At 37.5% G+C, this 18,557-nt stretch carries 18 protein-coding genes; 10 read left to right on the forward strand and 8 right to left on the reverse strand.

All coding sequences use genetic code 11. The features are described 5' to 3' along the window. Positions 1 to 14 precede the first annotated feature (14 nt). From porL to topA, 4 genes are all read right to left on the reverse strand, one after another. Positions 15 to 656, reverse strand: a complete 642-nt coding sequence (gene porL, locus BUB91_RS18340) for a type IX secretion system motor protein PorL/GldL (RefSeq protein WP_073100655.1) — start codon at positions 654 to 656, stop codon at positions 15 to 17. A 65-nt stretch (positions 657 to 721) separates the two neighbouring features. Further along, on the reverse strand, positions 722 to 2,095 hold the full coding sequence (porK, locus tag BUB91_RS18345) for a T9SS ring complex lipoprotein PorK/GldK (RefSeq protein ID WP_073100656.1): 1,374 nt from the start codon (positions 2,093 to 2,095) through the stop codon (positions 722 to 724). Between the two features lie 107 nt (positions 2,096 to 2,202). After that, on the reverse strand, positions 2,203 to 3,369 hold the full coding sequence (locus BUB91_RS18350; RefSeq protein WP_073100657.1) for a formimidoylglutamase: 1,167 nt from the start codon (positions 3,367 to 3,369) through the stop codon (positions 2,203 to 2,205). A 3-nt stretch (positions 3,370 to 3,372) separates the two neighbouring features. Continuing rightward, on the reverse strand, positions 3,373 to 5,895 hold the full coding sequence (gene topA / locus BUB91_RS18355; protein ID WP_073100694.1) for a type I DNA topoisomerase: 2,523 nt from the start codon (positions 5,893 to 5,895) through the stop codon (positions 3,373 to 3,375). 281 nt (positions 5,896 to 6,176) lie between these two features. On the opposite strand from topA, the gene miaB reads away from it, so the two are divergent. From miaB to groL, 7 genes are all read left to right on the forward strand, one after another. Then, positions 6,177 to 7,622 (forward strand): tRNA (N6-isopentenyl adenosine(37)-C2)-methylthiotransferase MiaB, encoded by a 1,446-nt coding sequence (miaB, locus tag BUB91_RS18360; RefSeq protein WP_073100658.1) that lies wholly within the window; start codon positions 6,177 to 6,179, stop codon positions 7,620 to 7,622. Positions 7,623 to 7,631: 9 nt separating this feature from the next. Then, the gene (locus BUB91_RS18365; protein ID WP_073100659.1) at positions 7,632 to 8,891 is read left to right on the forward strand and encodes a sigma-54 interaction domain-containing protein; all 1,260 of its coding nucleotides are present in this window, start codon (positions 7,632 to 7,634) and stop codon (positions 8,889 to 8,891) included. 49 nt (positions 8,892 to 8,940) lie between these two features. Further along, positions 8,941 to 9,456: an LptE family protein gene (locus tag BUB91_RS18370; protein ID WP_073100695.1), complete on the forward strand. Its 516-nt coding sequence runs from the start codon at positions 8,941 to 8,943 to the stop codon at positions 9,454 to 9,456. Beyond that, on the forward strand, positions 9,457 to 10,389 hold the full coding sequence (locus tag BUB91_RS18375; RefSeq protein WP_073100660.1) for a hypothetical protein: 933 nt from the start codon (positions 9,457 to 9,459) through the stop codon (positions 10,387 to 10,389). It abuts the gene before it with no gap. Between the two features lie 55 nt (positions 10,390 to 10,444). Then, a complete protein-coding gene (secG, locus tag BUB91_RS18380) occupies positions 10,445 to 10,777 on the forward strand; it encodes a preprotein translocase subunit SecG (RefSeq protein WP_073100661.1) in 333 nt (110 codons plus the stop codon). 145 nt (positions 10,778 to 10,922) lie between these two features. Then, the gene (locus tag BUB91_RS18385) at positions 10,923 to 11,198 is read left to right on the forward strand and encodes a co-chaperone GroES (RefSeq protein WP_073100662.1); all 276 of its coding nucleotides are present in this window, start codon (positions 10,923 to 10,925) and stop codon (positions 11,196 to 11,198) included. A gap of 76 nt (positions 11,199 to 11,274) precedes the next feature. Beyond that, positions 11,275 to 12,915 (forward strand): chaperonin GroEL, encoded by a 1,641-nt coding sequence (gene groL / locus BUB91_RS18390; protein ID WP_073100663.1) that lies wholly within the window; start codon positions 11,275 to 11,277, stop codon positions 12,913 to 12,915. A 118-nt stretch (positions 12,916 to 13,033) separates the two neighbouring features. On the opposite strand, the gene BUB91_RS18395 is transcribed toward groL, so the two are convergent. The 3 genes from BUB91_RS18395 to xrtF are packed head-to-tail and all read right to left on the reverse strand — an operon-like array spanning position 13,034 to position 14,580. Next, on the reverse strand, positions 13,034 to 13,570 hold the full coding sequence (locus BUB91_RS18395) for a DUF3347 domain-containing protein (RefSeq protein WP_073100664.1): 537 nt from the start codon (positions 13,568 to 13,570) through the stop codon (positions 13,034 to 13,036). Positions 13,571 to 13,603: 33 nt separating this feature from the next. Continuing rightward, positions 13,604 to 14,041 carry an exosortase F system-associated membrane protein gene (locus BUB91_RS21675; RefSeq protein WP_073100665.1) on the reverse strand — a complete coding sequence of 146 codons (438 nt, stop codon included), beginning with the start codon at positions 14,039 to 14,041 and terminating at the stop codon, positions 13,604 to 13,606. Beyond that, positions 14,038 to 14,580, reverse strand: a complete 543-nt coding sequence (xrtF, locus tag BUB91_RS18405) for an exosortase family protein XrtF (protein WP_073100666.1) — start codon at positions 14,578 to 14,580, stop codon at positions 14,038 to 14,040. The genes BUB91_RS21675 and xrtF overlap by 4 nt, the downstream gene beginning before the upstream one ends. 38 nt (positions 14,581 to 14,618) lie before the next feature. Between xrtF and BUB91_RS18410 the strand changes: the two genes are divergently transcribed. Together BUB91_RS18410 and BUB91_RS18415 are read left to right on the forward strand one after the other, a co-directional pair. Next, the gene (locus tag BUB91_RS18410; protein ID WP_073100667.1) at positions 14,619 to 15,077 is read left to right on the forward strand and encodes a GAF domain-containing protein; all 459 of its coding nucleotides are present in this window, start codon (positions 14,619 to 14,621) and stop codon (positions 15,075 to 15,077) included. A 52-nt stretch (positions 15,078 to 15,129) separates the two neighbouring features. Continuing rightward, positions 15,130 to 15,594 (forward strand): hypothetical protein, encoded by a 465-nt coding sequence (locus BUB91_RS18415; RefSeq protein ID WP_073100668.1) that lies wholly within the window; start codon positions 15,130 to 15,132, stop codon positions 15,592 to 15,594. Between the two features lie 3 nt (positions 15,595 to 15,597). On the opposite strand, the gene BUB91_RS18420 is transcribed toward BUB91_RS18415, so the two are convergent. After that, positions 15,598 to 16,851, reverse strand: a complete 1,254-nt coding sequence (locus BUB91_RS18420; RefSeq protein WP_073100669.1) for an ABC transporter permease — start codon at positions 16,849 to 16,851, stop codon at positions 15,598 to 15,600. A 138-nt stretch (positions 16,852 to 16,989) separates the two neighbouring features. Here BUB91_RS18420 and purH point away from each other — a divergent pair, with 138 nt between their 5' ends. After that, entirely contained in the window at positions 16,990 to 18,516 is a 1,527-nt protein-coding gene (purH, locus tag BUB91_RS18425; RefSeq protein ID WP_073100670.1) for a bifunctional phosphoribosylaminoimidazolecarboxamide formyltransferase/IMP cyclohydrolase, read from the forward strand. The last annotated feature ends 41 nt before the right edge of the window (positions 18,517 to 18,557 follow it).

The following is an 18,557-nucleotide window of genomic DNA, read 5'->3' on the forward strand; positions in this document are numbered from 1 at the left end:
GCTCTGTAATTCAGTTAGCGCTTATTCATTGCAGAAAGCATTCCACCGTAAACACCGTTTAATGAAGAGAGGTTAGTTGCAAGACTTTCCATTTGTTCTTTAAGCTTACCAGCATTACTGGCTACTTCATTATTTATTTCAGCCTGACGACCTGCCGTTTCAACTTGTACTTTATAAAGACTATTTAAAGATTCTAGTTGTGCTGCTGCAAGCGCCATTTCCTGACTGTATTTTTTAGTAGAATTCATAGCTTCAGCAGTTGGAGCCATTCCTTTCGCTGCGCCTTCAAAACTGCGAATACTTGTACTTAAGCTACTCATCAGCTCAGAATCAATACGTGCATCCTTAAGCATCGCATCCAATTTTTCTGAAAGTAACCCCTTTGTTTCGGTTAATTCTTCTTGTTTTTTTGGTTTTGTAGCTACTACCGTAGTATCGCCAGCTAATTCTGGATAAACTAACGACCAATCTAATTCTTGTGAAGGTCTTTCAAAAGCTGAATAACCAAACACTAAGGCCTCTACAACCATACCTAAGGTAAGAATTTCAGATCCATAAGCCCAGTGTTGAATTTTAAACAATGCTCCAACAATTACAACTGCTGCTCCAAGACCATAAATCATGTTAGTTACAGAAATGCTTCCTTTTTTTGCCATTTTAATAGTTTTTTGTTTTGTGAAATTAGGTTAAGTATATATTTGGGGAAATATATTAAGGGTGATTAGCGACGCGAAGGGCCGTTTCTCATGTTGACATCCTGATCTACACCAAGATAATCTTGCACAGTTCTAAAACCAATATAACTACGAGCAGAATCGGCATACTCATAATCTCTGGTACTCACCTGAATTAAGTAAGCAACATCCTTCCAAGAACCACCGCGAACTACTTTTCGAGCATTCTTAGTGTCATTCACATTAGGATTCATAGTAGAAACATATTCATAAGCGTTAGGATCGTAAGAAGACCCCACCCATTCTGCAACATTACCTGCCATATTATAAAGATCATAATCATTAGGCTCGTATGAATCAGCTTCTACAGTGTATAAAGCCTGATCTGCAGCATAATCACCACGAAGCGGCTTAAAATTAGCCATAAAACAACCTCGGTCATTTTTAGTGTATGGACCACCCCAAGGATAGGTTGCACTTTCTAAACCACCACGAGCAGCATATTCCCACTCTGCTTCACTAGGAAGTCTAAAACGGTTTACAAGCTCTTGATTACGTTCCTTTTTATAAGAATTCTTATTATCGGTACGCCATTGACAAAAAGCTCTTGCTTGTTGCCAGCTAACACCTACAACCGGGTATTCATCATAAGCACTATGCCAGAAATAATCGTTGTGCATAGGCTCATTATATGAATAAGCAAAATCTTTAATCCAAACAGTTGTATCAGGGTATATTTTAGTTTCTTCCGTAATTATAAAATCTTTACGAGAGCCCTTCTTCTGACGAGCAGCAGCTTCCATATCAAGATATTTATATTTAAAAATAAGTTTCTCAACATCTACAGTTCGCTGACCATTATATGCTTCTTCTAATGGAATATACATCGTATCCATAACTGAAACATAATATTCATCAGGATAATCCATAGGATCGTCAATAAGATCTATATCCCAATTGAGTTTGCGATCACTATAATCATCACTAAGACTGTAATAATTATCATACATGTACTGCTCATAAGGAGTCATGTTATCTGGATCATAATCCACAAAAGCATAATCACCTATACCTCCTGACCCTGGAGTTTCACCCATTAAATCAGCCTCAATAGCTAAACGTGCTCTAGTAACAGAATCGCGAACCCACTTAACAAATTGTCTATATTCTGAGTTGGTAATTTCAGTCTCATCCATGTAGAAAGAACGGACGGTTACCGTTTTCGTTGGGGCATTCTTGATGGCAGCAATGTCATCATCACTTTTACCCATTATAAAGGCCCCACCAGACACAAGTGTCATACCGTAGGGTTTTTCAGGATTCCATTTTTTGCCTTTTACTCCCACAAGTTCGCCACGATCATTGCGACCACAACTAACTAATAAGCTTACAATCGCAATAAATGCAATAAACTTCTTCATAGGTAAATTAGGTTAAATCTAGATTTGAGACAGTAAACCTATCTATAAAAATGCTAAAAAGCAATTTTTTGATAAAAATAACATTCAAACCCAAAAAGTTTTGTTAATTATATTTCATTCTTACGCTTTGCCTTGTACCAACGCTCAGGAATCTCCTGATTACAGGCGTTCACGTAATCTGCTTCTGTGCAAGGTAATAACGTGTGTCGCTTCAATTTATTATTAGCTCCCTCTAAGAAAGGAATTTCAATCCACCATCTCTCAGACTTTGTACTCTTGTAAAAGCTTAAAAGCTCATCTTCAACGGGTACGCTATAGTGTAAAAATTCTGTATCTCGATCTGTAAGTGACTCCTTTACTCGATAGTTCACACCTTCAATAAAATACCAAATAAGCTGTGCGACTAATGCAGCAGCAGTCTCGGTTCGGCTTGCCAAAACATATTCAAAAATCCCAAAAACACTCACGCGATCACTTAATCCTGCGTAGCGTGTTATAGCGCATGCCTCTCTACCATTCAAACCATTTACATGCTCCGGATGCATATAGCCCAAAACCTCAGCTTGCAAAGCTGAAAGGTCTAAACTCACTACATCTGCATCGCGCATAACCGGTTCAACACTACTCAAATCTGAAGTTACATTTCCCAATCTGAAAGAATCAAAAAACAACTTTTCCATCAGGTCTATTTCTTCTTGACTGTTGTAATACGTTTGATACGCTAAACTTGAGTAATTAAAGAGATTATAAGGCTGATCTACAATAATCTTACCTACAAATGACTTATTAGTCATTGGCAAGCTACTATCACCTAGATCAAAACTACCATCTACGTTTACTAGATTCACCATCTGATCCAGTTCATCATACGCCCGATACAGTGCATAAGTTAAATCCTGAGTTCCGCCTATAACAATAGGAATCACATCGTTTTTAACCAGCTGAGCAACAATAGCTTTTAATGCATAAAAAGTATCTGAAATACTTTCGCCTGCGTCTAAATCACCAAGATCTCCAATTACTGTATGCCAATTACCCGGAAAAAGCTTGTACAATGCTTTACGAACCGAAGTATAATCTACCGGAATATCTATTTGATCCACAGCTCCTCGATTTTCACGAACCCCAATAACAGCTATTTGAAGCTCACTCAACTCCGGCAAGCCATCTTGACGAGAATGAATTTTAATCTGTGAAAACAAACTTTGTTCGTGCAATAAAGCGGCATGCGCAATAACTGCATCAGATACCGGAAGTAAATTTTCAAATGCCATGAATTACTTCTTTTTTGCTGTTGTTTTCTTTCGAGTTGTTTTTTTGGCTGTAGTTTTCTTAGCCGCTTTTTTCTTAGGCTTAGGCCCTTGTTTTTCTAGAATATCTTTCACCTCTTCTAATGTCAGCTTTTGTGCATCTACTGTTTTAGGTAATTCTATCTTGACTTTTCCTTTTATAATATTAGAGCGTCCCCAACGTGCTTTTTCAACACGTATTCCTTCTTCTTCAAAGTTGTGTATCACCTTATCGCGCTCTTTCTGCTTTTTATCTTCAATTAATTGCACAATATCTTCATCTGAAAGATTATCAAAATCATACTTCTTATTGACGTTGATAAAAATGCTATTCCATTTTAAGTAAGGACCAAAACGCCCCACTCCTTTTTGCACCGGCAAATCTTCATAATGGTAAATAGGAGCATCTGCTTTTTGCTTCTCCTTAATATATTCTACAGCTTCATCGTACTCCACTTCAAGAGGATCTCTTCCTTTTGGCAAAGAAACATAGGCTTTACCAAATTTCACATAAGGACCAAAACGCCCATTATTTACCTGAACCGGCTCACCTTCAAACTCACCTAAATCACGAGGAAGCTTAAACAAGTCCATCGCTTCTTCAAAGGTGATACTTTCTAACTGTTGGTCTGGCAATAAACCTGCAAACTGCGGCTTCTCTTCATCTTCAACAGAACCTATCTGCACCATTGCACCATATTTACCCAAACGCACACTTACCGGTTTTCCGGTTTTAGGATCTTTTCCTAAAACACGCTCTCCTACTTCGCGTTCTGCATTTTCGGCAACATCTTTTACTTGCGGATGAAAGTCTTTATAGAAGTCTTTCATCATCTTAGTCCACTCCTCATTACCTTCAGCGATTTCATCAAAGTTCTCTTCAACTTTCGCTGTAAAATTGTAATCCAAAATATTTTCAAAGTGATTCACCAAAAAGTCATTTACCACCATCCCTACATCGGTAGGCACGAGTTTACCTTTATCAGAACCAACTTTTTCAGTGAGTTTTTCAGACTTTACCGCTCCTTTTTTCAAAGTCAGCAAATCGTATTCTCGTTCGATACCGTCTACATTTCCCTTTTCGATATACTTTCTATTCTGAATAGTAGTAATCGTAGGTGCGTATGTTGAAGGTCTCCCAATACCCAACTCTTCTAGTTTCTTTACCAAAGATGCTTCTGTATAGCGATAAGGTGCCCTTGTAAAACGCTCTGTCGCAGTTATCCAAAGATTATCTAAAGCTTCCCCTTCTTTCAATGGAGGTAGAATTCCGCTTTCTTCCTGATCTTCATCGTCCGTTCCTTCTAGATAAACTTTCAAAAAACCATCAAATTTGATCACCTCACCATTGGCTGTAAAGTTTGAAGGATGACTTGAAGAAGCGATCTGCACATTAGTACGCTCTAACTTAGCCTCAGTCATTTGAGAAGCAATTGCACGTTTCCAGATCAATTCATATAAACGAGCCTGATCGCGGTCTATGTTTACACTATGTTTACTGAAGTCTGTAGGTCTAATTGCTTCGTGAGCTTCCTGAGCTCCTTTACTCTTACCTTTATAATTACGCTCTTGATGGTATTTCTCACCATAAGCTGAAACAATCTCATTTGCCGCTCCTTGCTTGGCATCCTGAGAAAGGTTTACACTATCAGTTCTCATGTAAGTAATGAGTCCAGCTTCATATAATCGCTGAGCCATATTCATGGTCTTGCTTACCGAAAAATACAATTTACGTGCTGCTTCCTGCTGTAATGTTGACGTGGTAAATGGTGGCGCCGGATTTTTCTTAGCCGGTTTAGTTGTTAAGGCTTCAACCTTAAATGTTGCATCGGCGTTAGCTTCTAAAAATTTCTCTGCCTCTTTCTTAGTATCTAAGTTTTTCGGAAGCTTTGCTTTTAAAGTTTTACCTCCTGCATTAGCAAATTCAGCATCTACTCTAAAATAATCTTCTGTATTGAATGCTTGTATCTCGCGCTCACGCTCAACAATAAGCCTCACAGAAACGGACTGCACACGACCAGCTGAAAGACCTCCTTTTACTTTTCTCCATAAAACAGGAGAAATCTCATAACCTACCAATCTATCTAAAACCCGACGCGCTTGCTGCGCATTAACAAGATTATAATCTATATCGCGCGGACTTTCAATCGCTTTTAAAATCGCCTTCTTTGTAATTTCAGAAAAAACAATTCTTTTAGTTTTAGATTTATCAAGTTTCAACTCTTCGGCTAAATGCCAGGCAATCGCTTCTCCCTCTCGGTCCTCATCACTCGCAAGCCATACCGTCTCTGCTTTATTTGCTAAATCTCTCAGTTTTTTTACAACTGATTTCTTGTCTTTATTAACTATATATTTGGGCGAAAAATCACCATCTACATCTACTCCAAGTTCTTTTGTTGGTAAATCTGCAATGTGACCAAAACTACTTTCTACCTTAAAATCTTTTCCAAGAAATTTCTCTATAGTTTTTGCCTTTGCAGGTGACTCAACAATTACCAGATTTTTTGCCATATTGCTTTTTTGAAAATTTGCCATAAATAGACCTCGACAAGTCTACGTTATTCTGACTTTAGATTTGCAAAAGTAGTAGAAAATTTATTATTCAGACCTATAAAGCCTTCACGACCGTTTAGAAACCTCAGTTAAAGACCCTGCTTCTAGCCATTTATTCATTTAATAATTATACCTGATCATTTAAAAAAAACCTTTTTGAATTTCATCCTAATGACACTTTGTCACAACATCTGTTAATCGTATCTTTGCGCACTATTTTTTAGGTAGCAGCACGTATTATGGAGAAGATAATTGACGAAAATAAACAAGGAGAAGCTCTAGTTCTCGAACCACAGACTACAAACACAAAAAAGCTATTTATAGAAAGTTATGGTTGCCAGATGAACTTTAGCGATAGTGAGATTGTAGCATCTATTCTTGCCAATCAAGGATACAATACCACGACTTCACTTGAAGATGCAGATCTGGTTTTGGTAAATACCTGTTCTATTAGAGACAAAGCAGAACAAACAGTGCGTAAGCGTTTAGAGAAATACAATGCCGTTAAAAAAGACAACCCTAAGATGAAGGTGGGGGTTTTAGGCTGTATGGCAGAACGTTTAAAAAGCAAATTTCTAGAAGAAGAAAAAATCGTTGACCTTGTAGTTGGCCCTGATGCTTATAAAGATTTACCTAATTTATTAGACGAGGTCGAAGAAGGTCGAGACGCCATCAATGTAATTCTTTCTAAAGAAGAAACATACGGAGACATCTCTCCTGTACGTCTTCAAAGCAACGGAGTTACGGCTTTTGTGAGCATTACCCGTGGTTGTGATAATATGTGCACATTCTGTGTGGTTCCATTTACAAGAGGACGCGAGCGCAGCAGAGATCCACAAAGTATTGTTGAAGAGGTTAGCGATCTTGCTGCAAAAGGATTTAAAGAAATCACGCTTCTGGGGCAAAATGTTGACAGTTACTTATGGTACGGTGGCGGACTTAAAAAAGATTTTGAGAAAGCAAGCGATATGGCAAAAGCCACTGCTGTAGATTTCTCAGGACTATTAAGTCTTGTTGCCGAAGCTCAGCCTAAAATGCGCATTCGGTTTTCTACATCTAATCCTCAGGATATGACACTAGATGTTATCAGAACAATGGCTAAATATCCAAATATTTGTAATTACATTCACTTACCAGTGCAAAGTGGTAGCGATCGTATTCTTAAAGAAATGAATCGTCTACACACGCGTCAGGAGTACTTTGAATTGATAGATAACATCCGGGAGATCATGCCAGACTGCGCAATCTCTCAGGATATAATCACAGGTTTCCCTACTGAAACTGAAGAAGATCATCAAGATACGCTAAGTTTAATGGAATACGTAAAGTATGACTTTGGGTTTATGTTTGCGTATAGCGAACGCCCGGGAACTATGGCTGCCCGAAAACTAGTGGACGACATTCCTCTAGATGTTAAAAAGCGTCGTCTTGCTGAAGTTATAGCACTTCAGTTAGAGCATTCTCATCATAACACAAAAAAGCAGGTAGGTAAAATTGTTGAAGTGCTTATCGAAAAAGAATCTAAGAAAAGTGATGCTGAATGGTCTGGTCGCACACCTCAAAACACAGTCGCAGTCTTTGCAAAAGAACATTATAAAGTGGGTGACTTTGTTAATGTAGAAATTAAAGACTGTACAAAATCTACCCTTTTAGGTAAAGCGGTAGGTTATTCTGAAAACAATTAATCGCAATTCATGGAATCAGTTCACGCTATAAAACAACGTTTTGGGATTATTGGAGACGACCCAAAACTCAACCGCTCTATAGAAAAAGCCATACAGGTTGCTCCTACAGATATTTCGGTATTAGTTACCGGAGAAAGTGGTGTGGGTAAAGAGAGTATTCCGCGCATTATTCATTCCTTATCACACCGTAAACACAATAAATATATTGCCGTTAACTGTGGCGCTATTCCTGAAGGAACCATAGACAGTGAACTCTTTGGTCACGAAAAAGGTGCCTTTACAGGAGCTAGCTCAACACGAAGTGGTTATTTTGAAGAAGCAGATGGCGGAACTATTTTTCTTGATGAAGTTGGAGAATTACCATTACCTACTCAGGTTCGTCTATTGCGTGTTTTAGAAAATGGAGAATTTTTAAAAGTAGGTTCATCTAAAACACAAAAAACCGATGTTCGTATCGTAGCTGCTACAAACGTAAAAATGTTTGACGCAATCCAGAAAGAGCGCTTTAGAGAAGATTTATACTATCGTTTAAGCACTGTAGAGATCAACCTTCCGCCATTGCGTGATCGCAAAAATGACATTCATTTACTCTTTAGAAAATTTGCTTCAGATTTTGCAAATAAGTATAAAATGCCAACCATCCGTCTGGATGATGATGCTGTAAGTACATTACTGAAATTTCGCTGGTCTGGTAACATCAGACAGTTACGTAACGTTGCAGAACAGATCTCTGTACTCGAACAAACACGCCAGATTTCCGTAGAAAAATTAAGAGCATATTTACCGGATGCCGGCTCCAACTTACCGGCTGTGGTAGGCCAAACCAAAAAAAGCGAAAGCGATTTTAGTAGTGAGCGTGAAATCTTATACAAGGTTCTTTTTGATATGAAAAGTGACTTAAACGACTTGAAGAAACTTACGCTCGAGTTGATGGAGAATGGTAATAACGCTACCGTAAAGGAAGAAAACAAATCCCTGATTAAGAAGATTTACAGCGAAGAGGATTCTGATGCTTACGAAAGCGCAGAAGACATCACCGAAGTATTACAATTACCGGAAGATTCTGTGGTAAGCAACACTCCTATGGCAGATAAATATCATTTTGCAGAAGATGTTGAGGAGGAAGAAACACTCTCTTTACAGGAAAAAGAACTCGAATTGATTGAAAAATCATTAGAGCGTCACAGTGGCAAACGCAAAGCAGCTGCCAAAGAATTAGGCATTAGCGAACGTACTTTATATAGAAAAATCAAACAATACGACTTGTAACGCAATGCAAGACAGCTTACTGCGTTTTAAAAATATCACATCCTATTTTATGAAGAAATTACAAATCGCATTTTTATTTTTAAGCTTTTTATGCTTCAACAGCTGTGGCTTTTACTCATTCACAGGTGCAGATATAGGTAGCGCCGAGTCTTTCTACGTAAATTATTTTCAGAATAATGCTCCTATTGTAGAGCCGGGAATAGATCGTACATTCACCTTTACCCTTTCAGATTTAATTCAAAATCAGACCAGTTTAAATCTAGCTACAAATGCTGCAAATGCCGATTTAATATATGAGGGTGAGATTGTAGATTATTACATCGCACCGCAAACCGCAACCTCTGATAACGTTGCTGCTCAAAACCGAATTACAATTGTGATTTTATGCCGATTTACAAATAAGACTATAGCAGATGGTAGTGCAGATTTTGAAAAGCGATTTTCATTTTATGTAGATATTGAAGGTACAGCACAGCCAGTTGGAGCCGTTTTAAACGGAGCAATAGAAGAAATCTACGAGCGCATCACGCAAGATATTTTTCAAGAATCATTAGCGAACTGGTAAATGAATATAACTACGTTTACATCCCTTTTAGAACACCCGGATCGTGTTACGCCAGAGCAAACCGCTCAGCTTAAAACGATCATTAAAGAGTTTCCTTTTTTTCAGGCAGCTCGAGCGCTTCAATTAAAAGGTTTGAAAAACGAAGACAGTTTTCTTTACAACAATGAGCTTAAACAAACCGCAGCCTACACGCAAGATCGCACAGTTTTATTTGACTTTATTACTTCCGAAGTTTTTAATCAAAGTGAGATCAGTCAGCAGATAAAATCCCAAGAAGCTTACCTACACAATATGCCGGTTTACGATGCTGTAGACATTTCTGCTGATATGGAAGCCGAAGAACTGATGAAGGCAAATCAAGTTTTATCAAAAGACTTTTTTATACCGAAAGAGCATTCAGAAGAACAAGAGATCTTAACAGAAGCTGATCCTGTAGAGCAATTGCAAATGGGAAAGCCTTTAGATTTTAATCAAGCTGAAACACATTCCTTTGGAGAATGGCTAAAATTGACTTCTTTTAATAAAATCAATAGAGACAAAAGCACTGAAGAAGTAGCAGAACAAGAAGCTACGGAAGGGGCTTTAAAACAACCTAAAATTGAATATAAACCGCTTTCTGAACCTAACCCTAACGAAGCAGATGATGACCCGGAACGCGCGCGTCGTTTGCAGCTTATTGACAAGTTTATAGAAAGTAATCCCAAAATAAAAGTGAGTCCGCCGGATTCTTCTTTTAAAAAGACCAATCTAGAAGATCGATTTCAGCCCAATGACAGCCTGATGACAGAGACCTTGGCTCGAGTTTACGTAGAGCAAAAAAACTTTTCAAAAGCTAAACAAGCTTATCGGATTTTAAGTTTGAAATATCCGGAAAAAAGTGGTTTCTTTGCAGACCAAATTCGGGCAATAGAGAAATTGCAAGAAAATAAATAAAGTAAACAGCGGGAAAAGCTTAAACTCAAAAACCGCATTTTATAAAGTCAAAACTATGTTTTTTATATTTTTAGTTTTAATCATAATTGTAGCCTTTTTACTTATTGTTGTAATTATGGTTCAAAATCCTAAAGGTGGTGGTTTATCTTCTTCTTTTGGAGGTGGCGGTTCTCAACAAATAGGTGGTGTTAAAAAGACCGGAGATTTTCTTGATAAAAGTACTTGGGGTCTTGCAACTGCATTATTGGTTTTGATTTTAATCTCTAACGTAACCATTTTCGGAGGAGGTTCTTCAAATGAATCTAAAGTCATTGAAGGTGAAAATGTAGAAAACATTATGCCTGTACAAGAGACACCTGCCCCGGCTACAGACTCAACAGAAGAATAAATGACATTTTAGTCATCCAAAATATATAGAGACCGCAATTATGCGGTCTTTTTTTTGCCGTTTTGTCAGTGGATTCTTGGTGGCATAATTTCTGTTTAATAGACAGTACAACTAAGAAATTTGTTAACTAAAAATTTATATTAAAATGGGAGTAAACATTAAACCTCTTTCAGATCGAGTTTTGGTAGAGCCTACGGCTGCGGAGACTAAAACAGCATCCGGTCTATACATTCCGGACACAGCAAAAGAAAAACCTCAACAAGGTAAAGTTGTAGCGGTAGGAAGCGGTAAAAAAGACCATGATATGACTGTAAAAGTGGGAGACACTGTTCTTTATGGTAAATATTCTGGCACAGAATTAAAATTAGATGGTACAGACTATCTTATTATGCGTGAGGATGACATCCTTGCTGTAATCTAATTAGTAGATCTTCTATTTAAATTAATAACTACATTCTATTTTTCGCATTCGCGAAAAATTTAAACAACTCAAAAAAATGGCAAAAGATATAACATTTGACATCTCAGCTAGAGATGGCATTAAGCGCGGTGTTGATGCACTGGCAAACGCAGTAAAAGTAACATTAGGCCCTAAAGGTCGTAATGTAATTATCAGTAAATCATTTGGTGGTCCTCAAGTAACTAAAGATGGTGTTTCTGTAGCAAAAGAGATCGAGCTACAAGACCCTCTTGAAAACATGGGTGCTCAGATGGTTAAAGAAGTTGCTTCTAAAACTAATGATCTTGCAGGTGACGGTACTACTACCGCAACTGTACTTGCTCAGGCAATTGTACAGGAAGGTCTTAAAAACGTTGCTGCAGGTGCAAACCCAATGGATTTAAAACGTGGGATTGACAAGGCTGTAGAAGCAATCACAAAAGATCTTGAAAAGCAAACTAAAGAGGTAGGAAACTCTTCAGAAAAAATTAAGCAGGTAGCTGCTATTTCTGCTAACAACGATAATATAATAGGTGAACTAATCGCTGAAGCATTTGGCAAAGTTGGTAAAGAAGGTGTTATTACCGTTGAAGAAGCAAAGGGTACAGAAACTTATGTTGATGTTGTAGAAGGTATGCAGTTTGACCGCGGTTACCTTTCTCCTTACTTTGTTACTGACAGTGAGAAAATGCAAACTGAATTGGAGAATCCATATATCTTGTTATTTGACAAGAAAATTTCTTCTATGAAAGATTTGCTTCCTGTTCTTGAGCCAGTTGCTCAGTCAGGTAAGCCATTGTTAATCATCGCAGAAGATGTAGATGGTGAAGCATTAGCAACTCTTGTAGTAAACAAATTGAGAGGAGCGCTTAAAATCGCTGCTGTAAAAGCACCAGGTTTTGGAGATCGTCGTAAAGCAATGCTAGAAGATATAGCTATTCTTACGGGCGGTACTGTAATTAGTGAAGAACGTGGTTTCTCTTTAGAGAATGCTACAATTGACCAATTAGGTACAGCCGAAAATGTAACTATTGATAAAGACAACACTACTATAGTAAACGGTTCTGGCAGCAGCGACGATATCAAAGCTCGTGTAAATCAGATCAAAGCTCAGATTGAGACTACTACTAGTGATTATGACAGAGAAAAACTTCAGGAACGTCTTGCTAAATTAGCAGGTGGTGTAGCTGTACTTTATGTTGGTGCTGCTTCTGAAGTAGAAATGAAAGAGAAAAAAGACCGTGTAGACGATGCTCTTCATGCAACTCGCGCAGCTGTAGAAGAAGGTATCGTAGCAGGTGGTGGTGTAGCTTTAGTACGTGCTAAGCGTGCATTAGAAAACTTAGAATCCCTAAATGCTGATGAAGCTACAGGTATTAAAATTGTAGCCAAAGCTATCGAATCTCCATTGCGTACGATCGTAGCTAATGCTGGAGGCGAAGGTTCTGTTGTTATCGCTAAAGTTATTGAAGGTGATGATGATTATGGATACGATGCTAAAACAGATCGTTATGTAAATATGCTTTCTGAAGGCATTATAGATCCTAAGAAAGTAACTCGTGTTGCATTAGAAAATGCGGCATCTGTTTCTGGTATGATCTTAACTACTGAGTGTGCATTAACTGACATTCCTGAAGAAAATGGCGGCGGTGCCGGTATGCCAGGAGGAATGGGCGGCGGTATGCCCGGTATGATGTAGCGCGAAACGCACACTTAAATCACTTAATATTAAATCCCTTCAAAAATATCTGAAGGGATTTTTTTATCGGTTATCCAAGTCAATTATTCGAGTATTTTGCGTAAAGAGGTTTTAGGTACTACTCTATTTTAGAATCTACAGTTCCGCAATTGAGCATTACATCTCCAAAGTAGGGGTTGAATACTTTCTTCTCATTAGCAATCCAATAAGCTCCTTTCCCATCAAATGCCATAGGGCAATATTGGTAATACAAAGTCCCGGAAGTGATATTTTCTTCCACTAGGGTCTTTATTCCCGCAGTTAAGTTTTCAAACTGCGCACGTTGCTCATTAATGTTTTCTGAATTTGCTATTGCTTCTACTGCTTTAACAAGACTTGCCTCTACTTTTACCGCCTCAATACTAATTACTAATTTCTGAGCTATAGTTTGCGCTACTTCTTCATCCGTATTTACCAAAGCTATTTTTAAAGCATTATAGTCGTCATAAACCTGAGCTACTTCTGCATTTTGAAATTCTGCATCTCGCTTAGCACCAGAATAAGCTATTTTGTGAGCTACCTCTCCATGACCTACTGTAACCGTTTCCTGATTCGATTTCTTTTCGCCGCAGGATAAAACCAATACGCTAGCTAGCGTTAATGCTATTTTTTTCATTCTTATTATTTGTTTTAAACTCAAATATACAAACTACTTCTCGCTTCTAATTCTATCGTAATAAAAAGCAGGCACGAGAATAAGTAACAAAATAGGTTGAATTAAAAATCTACGGATATAAAAAAGAAGCAAGCTGTATTCTGAAGTGTAATTCAAGACAACCAAAGCGAAACTAATTAAAAGTGTTAAAAATGCTGCCAAATAAACTAAAAGTGAAATTTTCACGATTCCCCTTTTGCGAAATAGCAAAAAAAGAATTGAAAGCGAAAGCACACTATTAAGCCAGAACCGTCCTGAAGTATTAATCAATAATCTCCCAAAATTTAATTCAGGAAGTTTTTCGGAACTTAGATAAACGCCTTCAAAAAATAGCAAAAGCGGATCATAGAAGAGCTGTCCTTGCCAAAAGCGAACACAGATCAATGCAGCTATCAGTAGAGTAACCAAAACTGTATTTAGCGATTTCTTCAAGATTTCTGTTTCTTAAAACGACTTACCCAAAATATCCACAAAAAGACCACCAAGCCATAAATAATACCCGGAAAAATTATATCGTGCAAAACGGTTTTATATTCAGGATACGCATATAAACCAATACTCAAAATGGCTATACGCAAAATATTGATCACATAGATAAGCACCACCCCGATAAAGATAAACGAGAATGTTTTACCCCATCCCTGAAAAAAAGCAAGCACAAATGAAGCAAACAGGATAATAACACTTACCGCATTACAACCTTCTACCACACGAGCTACAAAAACATCCTCGACAAATAATTTCATCGAAGGCTCTTGATTATGAGGTTCAATCATTGAAGAATAATCCATTTTTTTTATTAACCACTCGCTTTGTTCAGCAACACGATGCGTAATATAATCCGGATAATACTTTTTCTGAAAATCAACATTCAAATACTGAGCATATAAAAAGCTTAAGACTAAATACATCCCTAAAAAAGTAAGGATAAACAAAAGTACCGACTTATATTTACGAATTAATTGAATCAATCTGATAAGGGTTTAGACCACCCTAAAATACAAGAAAAATGACTTTTGAAGCCTTAAAACCTGAAGTATCAAAAATATTAGAAAGCAAAAGTCTTTCTGTAGAACATCGCCTTGAGGAAATATGCACGATCTTAAAAGAAAACATTGCTTATTATGACTGGGTAGGTTTTTATTTTAAAAATGGAGACAAAGACGAACTTAAATTAAGCTCATACGCAGGGGCTCCTACAGATCACACCATCATACCCTTCGGAAAAGGAATTTGCGGTCAGGTTGCTGTTTCTAATGAGAATTTTGTGGTACCAGATGTAAAAGCTCAAGATAATTATATCGCGTGCAGTATCACTGTAAAAGCAGAAATTGTAGTTCCGCTTTTTGTAAATGGAGAAAACATTGGCCAGATCGATATCGACTCTAATACAGCAAACCCTTTTACGGATGCTGATGAACGCTTTTTAGAATGGGTTAATGAGCAGGTTGCTGAAATTTTAAACTAGTTCTCCCGCAACCTATTTGTACTGTCTTCATCTCATAATAAACAAACCTATTATGAGATTTTTTCTTTTTACACTTTTAAGCCTTTCCTTATTAAGCTGCACTAACGATGATGATACTTCGGTAGACTGTTCTGCCGTGAGCTGTGCGGCATCAGGAATAAATCTGGAACTCATTTCTGATTCAGACAAAACCAATTTATTTGAAAATGAAACTTTAAGTAAAGAAAACCTAACGGTGACTAACACCTTGACTAATGAAGAGGTTGCCTTTCAGTTTACTCCAGAGTTCATCCTCATTCTCCCTACAGGAAGTTATACCGAAACATTTACCGAAGTTTCTTATCAGATTGCCCATGAAGATGTAATTCTTTTTAACCTGAGTTTTGATGCAAAACGAGAACTCAACGTTAATGAATGCTGCCCGAGTGACAGTGTTGCAAATATTTCTTTTGGAGATACTACGACTGAAACACTAGACGAGGAACCAAATGGCTACAAAGTATTTTTAGATCTTTAAAAACTACATACCGGTTCGTATAGCTTCTACAGGATCTAGACGTGAGGCCATAAAGGCTGGGACAATTCCGGCGATTAACCCTATGATCACTGAACTTGATAGCCCGAGCAACGCATTAGCTAAAGAAAGTATAAACTCAAAACTTCCCGTAAACTGAGAAAGCACAACAGTGATAATCCAAACCAGACCAAGCCCGATTAAACCACCTATCACAGCGAGAATTATAGATTCAAATAAAAACTGAAGTAATATAAATCGGTTTTTTGCGCCTAAGGCTTTTTGGATTCCTATCAAATTGGTACGTTCTTTTACACTTACAAACATAATATTAGCAATACCAAAACCACCTACTAGCAAAGAAAACAGACCTATAAATCCACCTATTGTAGACATTGTGCCTGTGATATTATCTACAAGATCTGTAAACCCGGAAAGTTGATTTATGAAAAAAGTATTCACCTCATCCGGTTTCAAGCCCCGTACTTGACGCAATCTTTGGGTAAGCACCGCATTAAACTCCGGGATATCAACCCCTTCTTTAGGCTTCACAATAATCTGCGGAAAAGCAGACTTATTATTACTTCCGTAAATACGGCGCACTACGTTAACAGGAAGTATCACCGTTCCATCTTTTGAAGGTCCAAAAATACTATTCCCTTCTTTTTCTAAAACTCCGATAATTGTAAAACGCTGTCCATATAAACGTACTTGTTTTCCTAATGGATTTAAGCTACCAAATAAACCTTCAGCAATCTCATCCCCTAAAACCAAAACGTTAGAACCGCTATTGGATTCAGATTCATTAAAAAACCTTCCTTCAGCAAGTTGTAAGGCTTCAATGTTGTAATACCCATCAGTCACCGGAGCTATATTAACTCCTGTCACTAATTTATCACCATACTTTATAGATTCTGCTCCAACATTCAAAACAAAGGATGCAGCTTCCACATCAGGCACATTTCGTCTTATATACTGATACTCTTCGTAACTCACATCAGGAAACTGCTCTCGCTTCCATTGCGGGATATCTGTAGGTCCAAAAGAAAAACGCATTACAATTATGGTACTATTGTCTAGAGAAGAAAGGCTTCCTTTTATTTCCTGTTTTAACGAATCTACAGCTGCTAAAACTCCAATAATAGAAAAAATACCTATGGTCACACCCAGCAATGACAAAAGGGTACGCAACTTATTGTTGCGCAATGCATTAATTGCAAAGGCTAAACTTTCTTTTAATACCCTAAGATAAATGAGCATAGAAGTGTGATAATTTGAATACAGGTTTGACGCAGAACCGCACTGAGTGTTACAAAATTATGCTAAGAAAATACAAAAAATAGCACCACACTTTAGTGGTTAAATTCATACTTTTGCACCCAAATTAAAAATTTCTTCATGAGTACTCCTATAAAGGCAAAAGCCGCATTGATTTCAGTTTTTAGTAAAGAAGGTCTTGAACCGCTAATTAGAAAGTTTAACGACTTGGGCATCACCCTTTATTCTACGGGAGGTACCCAGAAATTCATTAAAGATCTGGGCGTGCCCGTTGTACCTGTTGAAGATGTAACCTCATATCCTTCTATTTTAGGTGGAAGAGTAAAAACGCTTCACCCTAAAATTTTTGGCGGAATTTTAAACCGTCAGGACAATGATGGTGATGTTGCCGAAATGAAAGAATACAACATTCCGCAACTTGATATTGTAATTGTAGACTTGTATCCGTTTGAAAAAACGGTAGCTTCCGGAGCTTCAGAACAAGATATTGTAGAAAAAATTGATATAGGTGGAATTTCATTAATTCGTGCTGCTGCTAAGAATTTTAAAGACACGCTGTGTGTGTCTTCTGTTGATGATTATGAAGAAGTTTTGGAACTCATTAGCACAAATGAAGGAACAACCACACTAGCAGATCGTAAACGTTTTGCTGCAAAGGCTTTTAATATTTCTTCTCATTACGACACTGCAATTTTCAATTACTTTAATGAAGAAGAAGTAGTTTACAAAGCAAGTTATACAGAAGGAAAATCGTTGCGCTACGGAGAAAATCCACATCAGAAAGGGACTTTCTTTGGAGATTTTGATGCGATGTTTGATAAGCTTCACGGCAAAGAACTTTCATATAACAATTTACTTGACGTTGACGCTGCTGTTAATTTAATGGCAGAATTTCAAAACGAAGATCCTACGTTTGCGATTTTAAAACACAACAATGCTTGCGGTCTTGCACAACGCGACACCTTGCATCAGGCTTATGTAGATGCTTTAGCAGGAGATCCTGTTTCTGCTTTTGGTGGAATTTTAATTTCAAATAAAGAAATAGATAAAGCTACCGCTGAAGAAATTCACAAATTATTCTGCGAAGTAGTAATTGCTCCAAGCTATTCTGAAGAAGCACTTGAAATTTTAAAAGGGAAGAAAAATCGTGTACTTTTAATTCAAAAGCCGGTTACACTTCCTACAGATCAAGTTCGCAGTTGTTTAAATGGTGTTTTAGTTCAAGATAAAGATGCAAAAACAGATAGCCTTGAAGATCTTTCTACCGTTACAAACAATAAACCCAGCTCAGAGGAGTTAAGTGATTTGATCTTTGCTTCTAAGCTTTGCAAACACACCAAATCAAATACTATCGTATTTGCAAAAGGAAAACAACTTTGCGCCAGCGGAACCGGACAAACATCTCGAGTAGATGCGCTTCGCCAAGCTATCGATAAAGCAGTTTCTTTTGGTTTTGACCTTAAAGGTGCTGTTATGGCAAGTGATGCATTTTTCCCGTTTCCTGATTGTGTTGAGCTTGCAGATAAAGCAGGCATCACAGCTGTGATTCAGCCGGGAGGATCTATTAAAGATCAGTTGAGCATTGATTACTGTAACGAGCATAACCTAGCAATGGTCATGACTGGAACAAGACATTTTAAACATTAAAAAATCCATATTTTTTAACTACATTTAGAGATTAACCTTTT

Source organism: Leeuwenhoekiella marinoflava DSM 3653, from assembly GCF_900129005.1.
Taxonomy (GTDB): Bacteria; Bacteroidota; Bacteroidia; order Flavobacteriales; family Flavobacteriaceae; genus Leeuwenhoekiella; species Leeuwenhoekiella marinoflava.

What these genes read in the sequence shown, in the direction of transcription:
- porL (WP_073100655.1), bottom strand. Translation starts at nt 656, where the DNA reads ATGGCAAAAAAAGGAAGCATTTCTGTAACTAACATGATTTATGGTCTT.
- BUB91_RS18375 (WP_073100660.1), top strand. Translation starts at nt 9,457, where the DNA reads ATGAATATAACTACGTTTACATCCCTTTTAGAACACCCGGATCGTGTT.
- secG (WP_073100661.1), top strand. Translation starts at nt 10,445, where the DNA reads ATGTTTTTTATATTTTTAGTTTTAATCATAATTGTAGCCTTTTTACTT.
- porK (WP_073100656.1), bottom strand. Translation starts at nt 2,095, where the DNA reads ATGAAGAAGTTTATTGCATTTATTGCGATTGTAAGCTTATTAGTTAGT.
- miaB (WP_073100658.1), top strand. Translation starts at nt 6,177, where the DNA reads ATGGAGAAGATAATTGACGAAAATAAACAAGGAGAAGCTCTAGTTCTC.
- topA (WP_073100694.1), bottom strand. Translation starts at nt 5,895, where the DNA reads ATGGCAAAAAATCTGGTAATTGTTGAGTCACCTGCAAAGGCAAAAACT.
- BUB91_RS18365 (WP_073100659.1), top strand. Translation starts at nt 7,632, where the DNA reads ATGGAATCAGTTCACGCTATAAAACAACGTTTTGGGATTATTGGAGAC.
- purH (WP_073100670.1), top strand. Translation starts at nt 16,990, where the DNA reads ATGAGTACTCCTATAAAGGCAAAAGCCGCATTGATTTCAGTTTTTAGT.
- BUB91_RS18415 (WP_073100668.1), top strand. Translation starts at nt 15,130, where the DNA reads ATGAGATTTTTTCTTTTTACACTTTTAAGCCTTTCCTTATTAAGCTGC.
- BUB91_RS18385 (WP_073100662.1), top strand. Translation starts at nt 10,923, where the DNA reads ATGGGAGTAAACATTAAACCTCTTTCAGATCGAGTTTTGGTAGAGCCT.
- BUB91_RS18370 (WP_073100695.1), top strand. Translation starts at nt 8,941, where the DNA reads ATGAAGAAATTACAAATCGCATTTTTATTTTTAAGCTTTTTATGCTTC.
- BUB91_RS18410 (WP_073100667.1), top strand. Translation starts at nt 14,619, where the DNA reads ATGACTTTTGAAGCCTTAAAACCTGAAGTATCAAAAATATTAGAAAGC.
- groL (WP_073100663.1), top strand. Translation starts at nt 11,275, where the DNA reads ATGGCAAAAGATATAACATTTGACATCTCAGCTAGAGATGGCATTAAG.
- BUB91_RS18395 (WP_073100664.1), bottom strand. Translation starts at nt 13,570, where the DNA reads ATGAAAAAAATAGCATTAACGCTAGCTAGCGTATTGGTTTTATCCTGC.
- BUB91_RS18420 (WP_073100669.1), bottom strand. Translation starts at nt 16,851, where the DNA reads ATGCTCATTTATCTTAGGGTATTAAAAGAAAGTTTAGCCTTTGCAATT.
- BUB91_RS18350 (WP_073100657.1), bottom strand. Translation starts at nt 3,369, where the DNA reads ATGGCATTTGAAAATTTACTTCCGGTATCTGATGCAGTTATTGCGCAT.